The organism is Streptomyces paromomycinus, from assembly GCF_003865155.1.
Classification (GTDB): domain Bacteria; phylum Actinomycetota; class Actinomycetes; order Streptomycetales; family Streptomycetaceae; genus Streptomyces; species Streptomyces chrestomyceticus.
Genome location: NZ_BHZD01000001.1, coordinates 1776564 through 1791714, shown reverse-complemented (window position 1 = coordinate 1791714; position 15151 = coordinate 1776564). Strand labels below are relative to the sequence as shown.

12 protein-coding genes are annotated in these 15151 nt (G+C 74.6%); 7 read left to right on the top strand and 5 right to left on the bottom strand.

Going from position 1 to position 15151, the window contains the following annotated elements; genetic code table 11:
- Window positions 1-107 precede the first annotated feature (107 nt).
- The 5 genes from ggt (at window position 108) to OEIGOIKO_RS06870 (ending at window position 5700) form a co-directional block, all read left to right on the top strand.
- Complete coding sequence (ggt, locus tag OEIGOIKO_RS06890) at window positions 108-1952, top strand: gamma-glutamyltransferase (RefSeq protein WP_125052841.1); 1845 nt, start codon at window positions 108-110, stop codon at window positions 1950-1952.
- A gap of 143 nt (window positions 1953-2095) precedes the next feature.
- Entirely contained in the window at window positions 2096-2569 is a 474-nt protein-coding gene (locus OEIGOIKO_RS06885) for a MarR family winged helix-turn-helix transcriptional regulator (protein ID WP_246177241.1), read from the top strand.
- A 155-nt stretch (window positions 2570-2724) separates the two neighbouring features.
- Window positions 2725-4299 carry an amidase gene (locus tag OEIGOIKO_RS06880; RefSeq protein WP_125052838.1) on the top strand — a complete coding sequence of 525 codons (1575 nt, stop codon included), beginning with the start codon at window positions 2725-2727 and terminating at the stop codon, window positions 4297-4299.
- A gap of 62 nt (window positions 4300-4361) precedes the next feature.
- On the top strand, window positions 4362-4997 hold the full coding sequence (locus OEIGOIKO_RS06875; RefSeq protein ID WP_246177240.1) for a TetR/AcrR family transcriptional regulator: 636 nt from the start codon (window positions 4362-4364) through the stop codon (window positions 4995-4997).
- Between the two features lie 112 nt (window positions 4998-5109).
- Window positions 5110-5700 (top strand): hypothetical protein, encoded by a 591-nt coding sequence (locus OEIGOIKO_RS06870; protein ID WP_125052835.1) that lies wholly within the window; start codon window positions 5110-5112, stop codon window positions 5698-5700.
- A gap of 241 nt (window positions 5701-5941) precedes the next feature.
- Here OEIGOIKO_RS06870 and OEIGOIKO_RS06865 read toward each other — a convergent pair whose 3' ends face one another.
- Window positions 5942-6646, bottom strand: a complete 705-nt coding sequence (locus OEIGOIKO_RS06865; RefSeq protein WP_125052832.1) for a beta-ketoacyl-ACP reductase — start codon at window positions 6644-6646, stop codon at window positions 5942-5944.
- Window positions 6647-7002: 356 nt separating this feature from the next.
- On the opposite strand from OEIGOIKO_RS06865, the gene OEIGOIKO_RS06860 reads away from it, so the two are divergent.
- Window positions 7003-7803 carry an MmyB family transcriptional regulator gene (locus tag OEIGOIKO_RS06860; RefSeq protein WP_125052829.1) on the top strand — a complete coding sequence of 267 codons (801 nt, stop codon included), beginning with the start codon at window positions 7003-7005 and terminating at the stop codon, window positions 7801-7803.
- Here the strand turns inward: OEIGOIKO_RS06860 and OEIGOIKO_RS06855 are convergent.
- The 4 genes from OEIGOIKO_RS06855 to OEIGOIKO_RS06840 form a co-directional block, all read right to left on the bottom strand.
- Complete coding sequence (locus OEIGOIKO_RS06855) at window positions 7785-8717, bottom strand: MBL fold metallo-hydrolase (protein WP_170251576.1); 933 nt, start codon at window positions 8715-8717, stop codon at window positions 7785-7787. The genes OEIGOIKO_RS06860 and OEIGOIKO_RS06855 overlap by 19 nt on opposite strands.
- Window positions 8718-8998: 281 nt before the next feature.
- Entirely contained in the window at window positions 8999-10618 is a 1620-nt protein-coding gene (locus OEIGOIKO_RS06850; RefSeq protein WP_125052823.1) for a VWA domain-containing protein, read from the bottom strand.
- A gap of 12 nt (window positions 10619-10630) precedes the next feature.
- Complete coding sequence (locus OEIGOIKO_RS06845) at window positions 10631-11830, bottom strand: AAA family ATPase (protein WP_125052820.1); 1200 nt, start codon at window positions 11828-11830, stop codon at window positions 10631-10633.
- Window positions 11831-12079: 249 nt separating this feature from the next.
- Window positions 12080-13636: an FAD-dependent oxidoreductase gene (locus OEIGOIKO_RS06840; RefSeq protein ID WP_125052817.1), complete on the bottom strand. Its 1557-nt coding sequence runs from the start codon at window positions 13634-13636 to the stop codon at window positions 12080-12082.
- A gap of 286 nt (window positions 13637-13922) precedes the next feature.
- On the opposite strand from OEIGOIKO_RS06840, the gene OEIGOIKO_RS06835 reads away from it, so the two are divergent.
- Window positions 13923-15002 (top strand): hypothetical protein, encoded by a 1080-nt coding sequence (locus OEIGOIKO_RS06835; RefSeq protein WP_125052814.1) that lies wholly within the window; start codon window positions 13923-13925, stop codon window positions 15000-15002.
- Window positions 15003-15151 lie beyond the last annotated feature (149 nt).

Below are 15151 nucleotides of genomic sequence, written 5' to 3'. Positions count from 1 at the left end.
CTGTTCGCACCCCTTTCGCGCCCCGCGCTCGCGCCCTCTGTCGCCCCCTTGATCACGCAGGTAGGCTCCGGCCCCTGCCGCCCGAACAGGCCAGGAGGGAACGCCGCATGACACCTGCCCGACGTCTTTCCGCGCTGGGGGTGGTCGCCGCGCTCGCCGGCTCGCTGACCGCCGTCCCGGCCTCGGCAGCGGTACCGGCCGCCACCGCGCCGGCGCCTGCCGCCCACCCGTCGAAGGCCGCCCCGGCCGCGACCCCGCCGAAGGTTCCGGTGGCGGTCGGCCACGGCGGCGCGGTCTCCAGCGTGGACGCCGACGCCTCCGCCGCCGGTATCGAGGTGCTGCGCAAGGGCGGCAACGCGGTGGACGCCGCGGTCGCCACCGCCGCGGCCCTCGGCGTCACCGAGCCCTATTCCGCCGGGGTCGGCGGTGGCGGCTACTTCGTCTCGTACGACGCCAAGTCCCGCACCGTACGGACCCTCGACGGCCGGGAGACCGCGCCGCTCAGCGCGGACCGCGGCCTCTTCCTGGAGAACGGCAAGCCGATCCCGTTCGACCAGGCGGTCACCAGCGGCCTGTCCGTCGGCACCCCCGGCACACCCGCGACCTGGGACACCGCGCTGGAGCGGTGGGGCACCCGCTCATTGGGCGAACTCCTCAAGCCCGCGGAGAAACTGGCCCGCGACGGCTTCACGGTCGACGAGACGTTCCGCTCGCAGACCGCCGCCAACGAGGCGCGCTTCCGCGACTTCCCCGCCACCGCCCGCCTCTTCCTCCCCGGCGGCAGGCTGCCGGTCGTCGGCTCCACCCTGAAGAACCCCGACCTGGCCCGTACGTACAAGGAACTGGGCGACAAGGGCGTCGGCACGCTGTACGACGGGCGGCTCGGCAAGGACGTCGTACGCACCGTCCGCAAGCCGCCGGTGCGTCCCGGCGCCGAACGCAAGGTGCGGCCGGGGGACCTGACCGCGAAGGACCTGCGGGAGTACGAGGTCCGCCGCCAGGCACCGACCAAGGCCCGCTACCGGGACCTGGACGTGTACGGCATGGCCCCCGGCTCCTCCGGCGGCACCACCGTCGCCGAGGCGCTCAACATCCTGGAGCACAGTGACCTCTCGGAACTGAGCGAGAAGGACTACCTGCACCGCTACATCGAGGCCAGTCGCATCGCCTTCGCCGACCGCGGGCGCTGGGTCGGCGACCCGGAGTTCGAGGACGTGCCGACGCGCGGGCTGACCTCGCAGCGCTTCGCCGACTCCCGGGCCTGCCTGATCAAGGACGACGCGGTGCTCACCAGCCCGCTGGCGCCCGGCGACCCGCGCCACCCGAAGCCCTGCGCGGCCGGCGGCCGGGCCGCCCCGACGCCGTACGAAGGGGAGAACACCACCCACCTGACCGTCGCCGACAAGTGGGGCAACGTCGTCGCCTACACCCTCACCATCGAGCAGACCGGCGGCAGCGGCATCGTCGTACCGGGCCGCGGCTTCCTGCTCAACAACGAGCTGACGGACTTCTCCTTCGCCCCGGCGAACCCGGCTGTGCACGACCCGAACCTGCCGGGCCCCGGCAAGCGCCCGCGGTCCTCGATGTCCCCGACGATCGTGCTGCGGGACGGCCGCCCGGTGGTGGCGCTGGGCTCGCCCGGCGGCGCGACGATCATCACGACCGTCCTGCAGAGCCTGCTGAACCACCTGGAGCGCGGCATGCCGCTGGTCGACGCCATCGCCGCGCCCCGCGCCAGCCAGCGCAACGCGGCCGCCACCGAGCTGGAACCCGGGCTGTGGGACAGCCCGGTCCGCGCACAGCTGGAGGCCATCGGCCACAGGTTCACCCGCAACCCGGAGATCGGCGCGGCGACCGGCGTGCAGCGGCTGCCGGACGGCCGCTGGCTGGCGGCGGCGGAGAAGCAGCGGCGCGGCGGCGGGTCGGCGATGGTGGTACGCCCCAAGGGGTGAGGCCGCTGCCGTGAGCGGCGGAGGGACCGGGTCCGGTGGGTGACGCGCGGCCGTGCGTCACCCACCGGACGCCTCAGGTCCGCCCGAATCGGCACACAGTGGGACCATAAGTGCATTACATAACCGTACGATATGTTTCACGGGTGAACGACGACCTGAACGACCACCCGCCCCCTGCCCCGGACGGCGACCTGGACGTGGACGCCTTCGCCACCGCGGTCGAGTACTTCAACCGCTTCTACGCCCGGCTGCCCACGCCGGAGAAACTGTCCCTGACGACCCTGTCGGTGCTGGACACCCTCGCGTTCGCCGACGGGCCCATGCGGCTCACCGAACTGACCAGGACCGAGCAGGTCAGCCAGCCCGGCATCACCCAGCTGGTCACCCGGCTGGAGCGCGACGGCCTGGTCGAACGCCGCCCCGACCCCAGCGACGGACGCGCCGTCCTGGTCCGCATCACCGAGGCCGGACGGCGGATCGGCCGCTCCCGCCACACGCACCGCACGCGCCACCTGGAACCGCTGGTGGCCCAGCTGACCTCCGGACAACGGCAGGCGCTCGCCGACGCGCTGCCCGCCCTGACCCGCCTCGCGGAACTCGGCCGGCACCGGCCGTGACACTGTGGGCGCGCCCTTGCCGCGGCGCGTCACGGAAGCGGGCGTGCCGTTGCAGCGGGCGCGCCGTTGCAGCGGGCGTGCCGTTGAAGCGCGCGCGGCCCCCGGTTACCGTCGAAGCTGTTCGTTCGAACGAACAGTGCCGCCGAGGGGGAGCCATGGGCATACGGGACACCGGCACCAGGGAGTACGAAGGGCTGGCCGAGCAGGCCGCGGCGCTGGCGGCGGGAGAGGTGTCCGCGGCCGAGCTGGTGCGGCGGTCGCTGGCCCGCATCGACGCCACCCAGGACACGGTCAACGCCTTCCGCCGGGTACGCGCCGAGGCCGCGCTCGCCGAGGCCGCCGCGGCCGACCGGCGGCTGGCCGCGGGCGAGCGGCTGCCGCTGCTCGGCGTGCCGGTCGCGGTCAAGGACGACACCGACGTGGCGGGCGAACCCACCGCGTTCGGCTGTGCCGGGGAGTTCCCGCCCAAGCGGGCGGACGCCGAGGCCGTACGGCGGCTCCGCGCGGCCGGCGCGGTCGTCGTCGGCAAGACCAACGCGTGCGAGCTGGGGCAGTGGCCGTTCACCGAAGGGCCCGCCTTCGGCGACACCCGCAACCCGTGGAACCCGGGCCACACGCCCGGCGGTTCGTCGGGCGGCTCGGCCGCCGCGGTCGCGGCCGGCCTGGTACCGGCCGCCCTCGGCACGGACGGCGCGGGCTCGGTCCGCATCCCCGCCGCCTGGACCCACCTCGTCGGCGTCAAACCCCAGCGCGGCCGCATCTCCACCTGGCCCGATCCGGAGTCCTTCCAGGGCATCACGGTGCTGGGCCCGTTGGCCCGTACGGTCCGGGACGCCGCACTGCTGCTCGACGCCGCCGCCGGTAACCACGACGGCGACCTGCACCGGCCCCGCCCGGTCGCGGCCCGCGCGGCGGCCGACCGCGACCCGGGACGGCTGCGGATCGCGCTCTCCTGGAAGCCGGCCTTCACCGGTACGCCCAAGCCCCTCAACCCGGAGGTCCGGTCCGCCGTCACCGCCCTCGCCCGCACCCTCGCAGGCCTCGGCCACCACGTCGAGGAAGCGGAACCGGACTACGGGCTGATCGGCCTCGCGTTCGTGCCGCGGGCGACGACGGGCGTACGGGAATGGGTGGCGCGGGCGCCCGACCGCGCGCTGCTGGACCGCCGGACGCGCGACGCGGCCCGGCTGGGGCGGCTGCTCGGCGGGCCCGTGCTGCGCCGGGCGCGGGTGGCGGAAAAGCGGCAACATGCGCGCGTGGGCGCCCTGTTCGGCCCGTACGACCTGATCCTGACGCCGACCACGGCCGCGCCGCCGCCGCGCATCGGCACGCTCGCGCGGATGAACGGCTGGCAGACGGACCGGGCCATGATCGCCGCGTGTCCGTACGCCTGGCCGTGGAACGTCCTCGGCTGGCCGGGCGTCAGCGTGCCCGCCGGGTTCACCGTCGGCGGCCTCCCCCTGGGTGCCCAACTCCTCGGGCCCGCCCACTCGGAGCCCCTGCTGATCTCGCTCGCGGCCCAGCTGGAGGCGGAGTTGCGCTGGTACGAACGGTGGCCGGAAGCGGCGGCGGAGAGCACGGTGCCGGTGCCCGCCGCGCAGGGCGGCCCGGGGGTGCGGGCGCGGATGCGCGGTCTGAAGGTGGTGGCCGGCCGGCTCCGGGCGACGGGCGGGTCCGGTGCAGCGGACACGGTGGGCGGGTCCGGTCCGGCGGGCACGGTGGGCCGGTGACGCCGCGCGGGGCCGGGCCAGGACGTACGGAGGCCGGGCCAGGACGTACGGAAGCCTGGCCGGTGCGCGAGCCGGACGGCCCCGCCGGTGCGCCGATCCGGACGGGGGACACCCGGCGTCGCATCATCGGCGCCGTCCTGCGCATCATCGGCCGCGACGGTGTCGCCGCCGTCACCAACCGGCGCATCGCCAAGGAGGCCGGTGTCTCGCCGGGTTCGGTGACGTACCACTTCGCGACCCAGCACGACCTGCTGCGGGAGAGCCTGCTGCGGTTCGTCGGCGAGGAGACCCGGCGTTTCACCGAACTGGCCGAGGACAGCCGCCTCGACCGGATCGGACTCCCCGAAGCCGCCGCGCTGGTCGGCCAGGTAGCGGGCGGTACGGAGTTCGACAGCGAGCACATCGCGCCGTTCGAACTGTACGTCCAGGCGGGCCGCGACGAGCGGCTGCGGGCCGCGGCCGCCGAGTGCTTCGCCGCGTACGACCGGCTCGCCGCCCGCATCCTGACGGCGCTGGGGGTCGCCGACGCCGAGCGGCTGGCGGGCACCGTGGTCGCCCTGGTCACGGGGCAGCAGCTGCGGCGCCTGGCCACCGGCTCGACCGCCGAGGACCTGGTCGACGCCTTGCTGCTGCTGGCCAGGGGCGCGGCACCGGCGGCCCCCGCTCCGGTCCCGGCGGCGCGGGAGCGCGGCGTCTGAGTAGGCGTACTCATGACCGGTACGGCGCATACGGGCACAATGTGCCCCTGTCCGCCATGCCCCGGCCGTATCGGAGTGCCCTGTGAAACGCCTGGCCGCAGCAGGAGCAGCCGTGGTCGCTGCCGCGCTGCTGACGCTGACCGGTTGCGGCACCGAGCATGCCACCGGCCCGGAGCATGCCACCGGCCCGGAACGTACGACCGGCCCGGAGTCTGCCACCGGCTCGGAGGGCGCCACCCGCTCCGGATCCACGGCCGGCTCCCGTCTCTTCCGGGACATCGCCGCCCGCTGCGCGGGCGCGTCCACGCGTCTCCCGAGCCCTCCGGCGAGTGATCCGCCGGACAACGCCGCGCTGAACCCCGAGAACTCGCGCTACGCGGAGAACCACGGCTACAAGCAGACGGCCCGGATCACACCGAACGCCCGCTGCCGGGGCACCGCGCATGCCGAACGCATCACCGCGGAGCTGCGGAAGGCCGGCCCGGCCGGAGTGCGGAACGAGGGGGATCTCGCGGCGTTGCTCGAACGGCTCGCCTACCCGAAGGACGTCACCGGGGTCCACCGCTCGGGCGGCTCCCTCGGCTTCACGCTGTCGCTCCCGGACGGCCCGTGCCTCACCGGCCGCCTGGGCCCGCCGCTCGACATCGAGACGCACGGCGCCTACATGGAGGGCGGCTGCGCGGAGCCCCGGGGCGGCCACTGAGCCCGCGCGTCCGGCGTGTCCGCCGCGCGGCCCGGGACGGGGGCCGGTCGCGGCCGGCCCTGCTGCGCCTGTGAGACGCCGGTGACCGGCGTCTCACAGGCTCCCCGCCGTCCCCCGGTGCGTGAGCGCCTGACCCCCGTCCAAGCACTCACGGCACCGCCCCTCGTGGGGACAGGTCTGTCCGCCCGCGCCGGGGAGGGCGCGGGGAGGTGGTGAAAGTGTGCGGCTGTGCGCGCGGGCCTCAGTGGCCCATGCCGGCGCCGCCGTCCACCGGGACGACGGCCCCGGTGATGTACGACGCCTCGTCACCGGCCAGCCAGCGCACCGCCGCGGCGATGTCCTCGGGGCGGGCCATTCTGCCCAGCGGGATCTGTTCGACCATGGCGTCCAGGCGTTCCTGGGGGAGCGCCGCGGCCATGTCGGTCCGGGTGAGGCCGGGGGCGACCACGTTGGCGGTGATGTTGCGCGAGCCCAGTTCGCGGGCGAGGGAGCGGGCCAGACCGACGAGTCCGGCCTTGGCCGCCGCGTAGTTGGCCTGGCCGGCCTCGCCGCGCAGGCCGACGGTCGAGCCGACGAAGACCATCCGGCCCTTGCGGGCCCGCAGCATGCCGCGGGTGGCGCGCTTGGCCACCCGGTACGCGGCCGTGAGGTTGGTCGCCACGACGGCGTCGAAGTCGTCCTCCGACATCCGCATCAGCAGCGCGTCGCGGGTGATGCCGGCGTTGGCCACCAGGACCTCGACCGGGCCGTGCGCCTCCTCGATCTGCCGGAAGGCCGCCTCGACCTGCTCCGGGTCGGTGATGTCGCAGGGGACGCCCAGGACGCCGGCCGGCGGCTCGCCCGAGCGGTACGTGACGGCGACCTTGTCCCCGTCGGCGGCCATGGCTTCCGCGATCGCCAGCCCGATACCCCGGTTGCCACCGGTGATGAAGACGCTGCGGCTCATGGATGCCTCTCGGTTGCTGCTGGGACGCCCGGCTCCCGCCGGCGGCGCGGTGGCGGCGCGGCCGCGGGGGTGCCGCGGCGCGGGTGCCTCGCGCGGTCAGTCACTCTGGCACAAACCGATTGATCGTTCTCGTCCGGCGCCGGTCACCTGCGGTGACCGGTACCAGGAGTTCCGGTAGGCGGTGTGCCGGTCCGGAGAGTGGGATGGAGTGATTTGATGCGTTTGCGGCGATTTGTGGGATCGAAGGCCCGGGTGGAGTCCGGGGGGAGACGGGTTCGGTACGTAGCGACGCCGGGTTAAAGTCGGCCGTAACTTTTCGATCCCTTTACCGAATCGCGCGGGGAGTTTGGCAACATATGTCCAGTAAGCACCTGCTCGGTGACTTCCTGCGCAACTGGCGCGGCCGCCGGGACCCCACCCAGGTACCCGGTTTCACCGCCACATTCGGCCACCGGGACCGGCGCGGTGTCACCCAGGCCGAGACGGCGGCGCTCACCGGTGTCACCGAGGGCTGGTACCGCCGGCTGGAGTCGGGCCGGATCGAGCGGCCGAAGGCCGAATGGCTGGAGCGCATCGTGCGCATCCTCGACCTCGACGAGGCCCAGCGGCACACCCTCTTCGTCTACGCGCGGGGCCAGGTGCCGCCGCCCCTGTACCGCCCCGACGGCACCGTGGACCCGTCCACGTCCGCGCTCATCCAGGTGCAGCCCTGGCCGGCGTACCTCTCCGACGCGGCCTGGGACGTGCTCCTGTACAACACGGCGTGCGAGCAGGACTGGCCGTGGATGAAGCACGGCGTCAACGTCATGATCTGGGCGCTGACCTACCCCGAGGCCCGCCTCCAGCTGATCGACTGGGAGGAGTCCTGGGCCAAGCCGATGGCGTCCCAGCTCCGGCTGGCCGCCGCCGAACAGCCGGACAACCGGAGGCTGGCGGAGGTCGTCGCCGAGATCAAGGAGCGCGACAAGGTCGCGGCCCGGCTGCTCACCGACGACCTCACGACCGTCACCCACCCCGACGGCGACCGGCGCTGGCTGTACCTGCCCGGCCACGGGGACGAGGAGTTCGAGGTCACCTTCCGCTGCTTCGCGCCGCTCAGCGACCGTACGCAGCGGTTCATGCTGGTGGTGCCGTGCGACTACCCGGCGGCGAGCTGAGCCATCCCCTCGACCAGCTCGAACGTGGTGGACGGGACGTTCTCCGCGCCCGCCTCCCGGTAGGCCGCGGCGACCGCGGTGAACAGCCGCTCGGGGTGCGCCAGATCACCGGCGTACTCCTTCACGACCAGCCGGGCCGCCTCGGCCAGCTCCGTACCCCTGCGGGCGTGGGCGGTGGCGGTGTCCATGATCCGGGACAGCCGGTCGCGGAAGACCGTGACGCCCGCCCGGTCGGTGATCCGGCCGTGGCCGGGCACGAAGGTGGTGGCGCCGGTGCCCAGGAGCGTGTCGCAGGCGGTGATGCAGGACGTGAGCGAGCCGGACCAGACGATCATGTGGCCGCCGTCGAACAGGGCGTCACCGGTGAACACCACCCCGTCCTCGGGGACGTGCAGCGCGACGTCGCCCGCGCTGTGCCCGGGGCCGAGGTCGAGCAGCCGTACCGCGGTGCGCCCGACGGTGAGGTCCAGGCTGCCGGTGAAGGTCCGCGTCGGCGGGGTGACGGTGATGCCGCCGAAGTCGAAGACGCCGAAGTGCTCGACGGCGTAGGCGGTGACCGCGGTGGTCGGCTCGCCGCGGCTGAGGGCCGCCAGCATGTCCGGGGTCATCTCCTGGCACAGGTGCGCCGCGGACGCCTCGGACGTGATGATCTCCGCGTCCGCGATCAGCTCGTTGCCCCAGGTGTGATCGCCGTTCTGATGGCTGTTGACCACGGTGGTCACCCGCGCGTCCGGTACGGCGACGGCGATCGCGTCCAGCAGCTCCCGGGTGGCCTGGAGCGTGAACTGCGTGTCCATCAGGAGCGCTTCGCCGTCGGACGCCACGAGCCCGCAGTTGCTGTACCCCCAGGCGGTGCTGTCGTGCGTCCACGCCCAGGTGGTCGGGGACAGCGGGACGAGGCGGGGCGTGCTCAAGGAAGGTCCATTCTCTCGTGGGCGGGCGGGCCGCCGGCGCGTGGGCGGGCGGCCCGCCGGCGACGCGGCGTACGGACCTGGCGGTGCACCCCGGCGGGAGGGGACACCCCGGCTCCGCAAGGGGCCAATGTACTCACCACCTGGGGGAAACACCCACTCAAGATGGCTGATTGCTCGCGTTGCGGCTGATAGTGCCGCACTGTGCCGGGCCCGGCCCGGCGGTACGGTGATCAGTCTCACCCGCGCGCCGCCCGGGAAGCAGCGTCAGATCACCCGGAACGTCAGATCACCCGGAACAGATCGGCGGCGGCGTGCACATCGGTGAAATCCTCGATGGAGCGGAGGTTGTCGCACAGGGCCTCCAGGACCGAGCCGGTCCCGGCGGCGCCCGGCGCGCCGATGGCCACGCCGAAGACCCGGAAGCCCAGCAGGCGCTTGGCGTCGTTCCAGCCGCGCTGCCACTCCTCGGTGACGTCGCACTCGTCGTCGGTGAGCAGCACGATGTCGCCGCGCTTGCGGGCGGCGTCGTCGAACTCCTCCTCCAGCAGCTCGCGGGCGGCCGACAGGGGCGTCTGGTAACTGGTGCCGCCGCCCAGGAAGGATTCCGCGAACGCGAGCACCCGGTCGATGCCGGGCGGCTCGCCGGCCGGGAAGCGGAAGACCCGGATCTTGCCGGCGGCGGAGAACAGGATGCCGACGAAGTCCCGCCCGGAGTGGCGGGCCTGGTCCAGCAGCGCCAGGGCACAGGCCTTGGCCCACGCCTCCCGGGTGCCGCCGCCGGGCCCTTCCGTGTACATGGAGTGCGAGGTGTCGACGCACGCGATGATCGCGCCCTGACCGGCGGTCTGCTCTCCCTGGCTGTCGTAGAGCATCAGCTCTCCGGCGGCGTAGCGCGCGGCGAACACCGCGCGCAGCGCGGGCAGGCCGAGGTTGGCCAGCTCGGAGGGGACGACGCGGGACAGGTCGTCGCCGAGGGTGACGCCGACCAGCTCCCCGGCGGTGTTCTCGACCTTACGGGCGCGCTCCCCGCTCGCCATCTGCCGGAAGCGGCCGATCAGGTCGGCCCACTGGGCGAGGCGGCTGGTGCGCAGCCGCGCGGCGAGCCGGGCGCGCTCGTCGAACGGCAGCCGTTCCAGTTCGCCGGCCCCGACGCCCCAGGCCCGCATCAGCGCGGCTTCCTCCCGTACGGTCTCGGCCGCCTGCGCCACCGCGTTCCCGGCGGCGGCACGGAGGCCGGGGGCCGCCGCCGTGCGGGCCTGCGCGGCATCCTGGGCGGCTCGCTGCCCGGCGGCCTCGGCGGCTTCCGCGGCCTCGACCGCCTGTTGTACGGCGTCGGCGGCCGGGCCCGGTACGGTGCCGTCCTCGGCGGCCCCTTCGGCGGCCTGCTGAAGTGCCTCGCCCACGGCGGCTGCCGCGCTGTCGGCGGCCTGCTGGGCCTGCTGCGCGCGCTCGGCCCGCGCCTGGGCGTCCCGGGAGTGCTCCAGCATCCGGCGCAGCGCGGCGGCCTGGGCGAGTACGGCCATGGCGGCGGCGTACGGGTCGCCGGCCGTCTCCCGGTGCAGCTCGGCGAATTCCGCCGATTCCACCAGCGCGCCGACGACCTGGTGGTTGACCAGCCGGGACGGGGCCATCTCCGCGAGCCCCCGCAGCCGCGGGCCGGCCTTGTAGGCGGCCAGGAACACATCGGCCAGCAGGTCGGCGGTGCCGTCGTGGCACGCGCCCAGCTCCTCGGCCAGCTCGCGCAGCCCGGCCGACTGCTCGTAGGTGTCGCGCCAGGTGAACCGGTCGAACCGGTCCGCGACCACGGCCGTGGTGCACTGCCCCGGACCCGCGCCGGACCGGCCCAGCCACCTCCCGGCCCGGCTCACCAGCTCGTCGAGCCTGCCCGGCGTCCCACCCATGATCCGTACTCCTCAGCGCCGGTCCTGCACCATGCTCGCGTCCACGCCGAGGGCCTCGGTCAGGACGCGGGCGCGGACCGCGCGTTGGCGCCCGGCCACCCGGTCGATCGCGGCGGTGGAGCGCCCGGCGCCCGCCGCCTCCTCGCGCAGCTTCTCCAGCCGCTGGCCCGCCCTGGCGAGCTTGTTGTGGGCGTTCTTGATGACCCACTCGCTCAGCGCCTCGCGGGACTGCCCGGCCATCGCGTCGAGCTGTGTCTCCAGCTCCTCGATGGTGTCGGCCAGGTCGAGCGCCTCCTTGGCGTCGGGATTGACCAGGTGCAGCACCTCCCGCTCGACGGTGGGGCGCTCGGCGGGGGAGTCCCACAGCACATGCGTCAGTACCGACAGATCGTTCTCGGCGACCGCCGCGCGGCCGTCGAGGTACGCGGACGCCTGGAGCAGGCCCACTGCCTGCCGCCAGCGCCGGTCGGAGGCGACGAGTTCCTTGCGGCGCAGGGCGGCCCGCAGCGTGCACACCGCGTCCACGATCGGGTCGGGCACGTCCACGGCCGGGACCGCCACGGTCACCGCGTGCTGCAACGCGGCCAGTTCGACGGTGGTCCGCCGCGGTGCCGCGGGGCGGCTGACGGCGGAGCGGACCAGCGCGGCGAAGTTCGCCGGGTCTTCCAGGTACCCGACCTCGATCCGCACCAGCAGCCGGTCGTAGATCGCTGCCGTGTCCTCGCCCGCCGGCAGCTCGTTGCTCGCCGTGATGGCGCCGATCAGGGGGCAGCGGATCGGTTCGCCGCCGCTCTCGGGGTGGTAGATCCGCTCGTTGAGGTAGCCCAGCGTCTCGTTCAGCGCCGCTGTGGAGCACTTGAAGATCTCGTCGATGAACGCGACGTGCGCGGTCGTGGCCCGCCCGTCGTACACCTGCCGGTACTCGCCCCGCGCCAGCGCGGCCACGTCGACGGGGCCGAACATCCGCGTCGGCGCGGTGAACTTCGACAGCAGGATCTCCCAGTAGGCCGCTCCCTCGATCCGACCCGTGAGCTCCCTGGCCAGCTCGGACTTGGCCGTACCGGGCGGCCCGAGCACCAGCGAGTGCTGCCCGGCCAGCAGCGCCACCACCAGCGTCCGCACCACGTCGGCCCGCTCGTAGAAGCGGTCGGACAGCTCCTCGCTGATCGCCCGAAGTTTCCCGGCCGTGGCCGGCGCGCCCTCCGCGCCCATCCTCAACTCCCTGCCTGCGACGCCCTGCCGGGCTGACGAGACGGCCCTTCGCCCCGGCGCCACGGCGAAGTGACGCGTGGCTGAGGGGACAGCGGCGACGCCGGGCTGCTCTCGGAAACGGACCTGTGCCCGAGCAAGATAACGCGGAGGCCGGAGGACCCTGCCGGGGCCTCGCTACGTGGGCACGACACCGACCGGCTCCTCCCGGAGACCGGACCGGCCCGGCGCCCCGTCCGCTCCCCGTTCCGCCTACTTCAGGTCCCGCGCCTCCAGCGCCTCGGTGGCCGGACCTTGCAGAACCGAGCCGTCCGGTGCGAAGCGGGAGCCGTGGCAGGGGCACTCCCACGCCTTCTCCGTCGCGTTGAAAGCGACCAGGCAGCCCAGGTGGGTGCAGCGCGCCGACACGGCGCGGGCCGTTCCGTTCTCGTCGCGGTAGACCGCGCAACGGCGGCCCCGCACCCGTACGACCGCCCCGGTGCCGGGGGCGATGTCCGCCGCCGAGTCGGCGTGCGTGGAGCGCAGCCGGTCGCCGACGAAGTGCCGGCCGGTCTCGGCCTGGTGCTTGAGGAAGGCGGGGGCCTCCCGTACGGCGCTCCACAGCCGCCGGGGATCGTACAGGCCGGCCCACGGCGGCGGGTCGCCGGTGATCAGTCCGGCCAGCAGGAGGCCGGCGGCCGCACCGCCGCTCAGGCCCCAGCCGCCGAACCCGGTGGCGACGTAGGTGTGCCGCGCGCCCGGGTGGAACGGGCCGATCAGCGGAACGGTGTCGGTGGCGTCGTTGTCCTGGGTGGCCCACCGGTACGCCACCTCGGTACCGGGGAAGTGCCGCTGCGTCCAGGCGGTCAGCGCCGCGTACTTCTCGCCGGCGTCGGCCGTGCCCGGCTTGAAGGTCTCGCCCGTGACGATGAGCAGCCGCTGCCCGTCCCCGTACGGCGCGGTACGGACGGACCGCTTGCCCTCCTCCTGTGTGATGTACATGCCGCCCGGGTCACGGCCGGCGTCGATCGGGGCGGCCACCACCACCTCCCGTCGCGGCGACAGCCGGGTGAACAGCAGGGCACGGTCGAAGACCGGGTAGTGGGTGGCGACCACGACATCGTGCGAGGTCACGGTGGCGCCGGTCTCCGTCGTCACCCGGCAGGGCGAACCCTCGTGCAGGCCGGTGGCGCGGGTGCGCTCGTGGACGACACCGCCCCGGGAGCGGAAGTCCTCCGCCAGCGCGAGCAGGTACTTGCGCGGATGGAACCGGGCCTGGTCCTCGACCCGCACCGCGCCCGCCACGGGGAACGGCAGCCCGGTTTCGGTGACGAAGGAGGCCGGCAGCCCGGCCGCGCGGGCGGCATCCGCCTCGGCGCGCAGTCCCGCGACGCTCTCCGGGTCCCGTACGTACGTGAAGGCGGGCCCGCGCTCCAGGTCGCAGTCGATGCCGAGGAGCCGGGCGGTCTCGGCGACGTGCTCGACCGCGCCCTGCTGGGACTGCGCGTAGTGGCGGGCGCCCTCGGGCCCGCGGGTGCGGCGCAGCCGGTCGTACACCAGGGTGTGGAGCGCGGAGAGCTTGGCGGTCGTGTAGCCCGTGACCCCGGCGGCGATCCGGTCCGCCTCCAGCAGGACGACACTGCGGCCGCGCCTGGCCAGCTCCCAGGCCGTGCTCAGCCCGGCGATCCCGGCGCCGAGCACCGTGACGTCGGCCTCGGTGTCCTCGGTGAGCGGCGGGTGGGAGGTGCCGGGTGTGGTGGCGATCCAGTACGACTCGTCCAGGCCGGACGGTCCACCATGGTCGGTCGTGCGACAGCCGTAGTCGGTCATGCGACAGCGGGTGCCCCGCGGGGCTCGCCCGAAGCGCGGCCGCGGCCCGGCTCCCCCGAACGGGCCCGCGGCCGGCGGCGGCGGACCGCAGCGTATCGGCCAGGTCGGCGGACCGGCCCCCACCACCGACGACGGCGAACCTCCGCGCCGTCCGCGCGGCAGGCCCGCGCACATCGCCCGCGGTCCGCCCGCAATCCAGGCCGAAACCCGGCTGGTGCCGTGTGCGGAGCGGGCGTGGGGTGGGGGCGGGCGGGTGCACGGGGCCGGGGGGAAGGGAGAGCGGAACGTGGCAGGGGAACAACCGGGGACGCCGGTGGAGGAGTTCGCGCGGTTCCTGCGCGGGCTGACCCGGCTGCTCGACGAGACGGCCGGGTGGTACCGGGTCTTCACGCTCCGCGACCCCGAAGGGCTACGGGCCTGTCTGGACGGGCGGGACGTACCGCCCTGGGACGTCGTGGAGTCGCTGCTGCACGACCTCGCGGAACGGCGTGGCGCACACACCGTACGTACCGCCGGGCCACGGGCGCGCAGGCTCCACCAGGAGGCGGTCGCGGCGTACGACGCGCGGCCGGACGCCTCCGCGCGGCTGGGGGACCAGTTGGACGTGATGCTGCGCGAACGGCAGTACGCGGCGCTCCGCGGCCGGGAACTGCTCGCCGCACTCCGGGCGGCGGCCGGGGGCCCCGAGACGGAGCGGCTCACCGGCGAACTGGCCTGGGCCCGTGACGACCACGCACGGTCGGGGGCCCGGGCTCGGGAACTCCAGGCCCGCATCGACGCGTTGACCGAACAGCCGGCCGCACCCCGCCCGGCCCCGCATCCCGCCCCGGCCTCTGCCCCCACCGCCTCTCGCACCTCCACCAGCGCCGCCCGGCTCGCCCGGCTGCGGGCGGCCGGGCGCGGCGGCGAGGCGCACGCCCTGCTGTGCGCCGCCGCGCACGCGCACGCCGCCGAGCTGCCCGTGCTCATCACGGAGCTGGAGCACGCCGGACTGGTGACAGAAGTGCCGACGCTGCTCTGGGAGGCGGCCTGCCTGCCGCCCGCCCGGCTCGCCGCTGCCGCCGACGCGCTCGCCGCCGCCGGGCGCACGGCCGAGAGCGCGCGCCTGCTGCGCCAGGGCGTCGCCCGCCCCGTCGAGGAAGTGGCGGACACAGCGCTGGCGCTGCTCGGCGCGGGCCGTCCGGCCCAGGCCAGGGAACTGTTCGCGGCGCTCGTGCGGGCCCGTACCCCCGAAGAGGCGGTGGAGGCGACCACGAGCGCGCCGGGCGAGCTGACCCCGCTGCTCCTGGACGCCGCCGCCGGAGTCTCGCCGAACCGGCACCGCGACATCAGCCACGCGCTGCGCGCAGGCGGCCCGAGAAGCTGACCCCGGCCCGGCGGCCGGTCCGGGGCCGCGTTCCGCCCCGCGTTCCGCCCCGCGTCCCGCCCTCGGGGGAGATGGTCTTGCCTCGCCGCTGCACGAGGCCTACGGTCGCCTCCACACGCGTAGATCCGCATGGCCCGTGGCCGACGGCT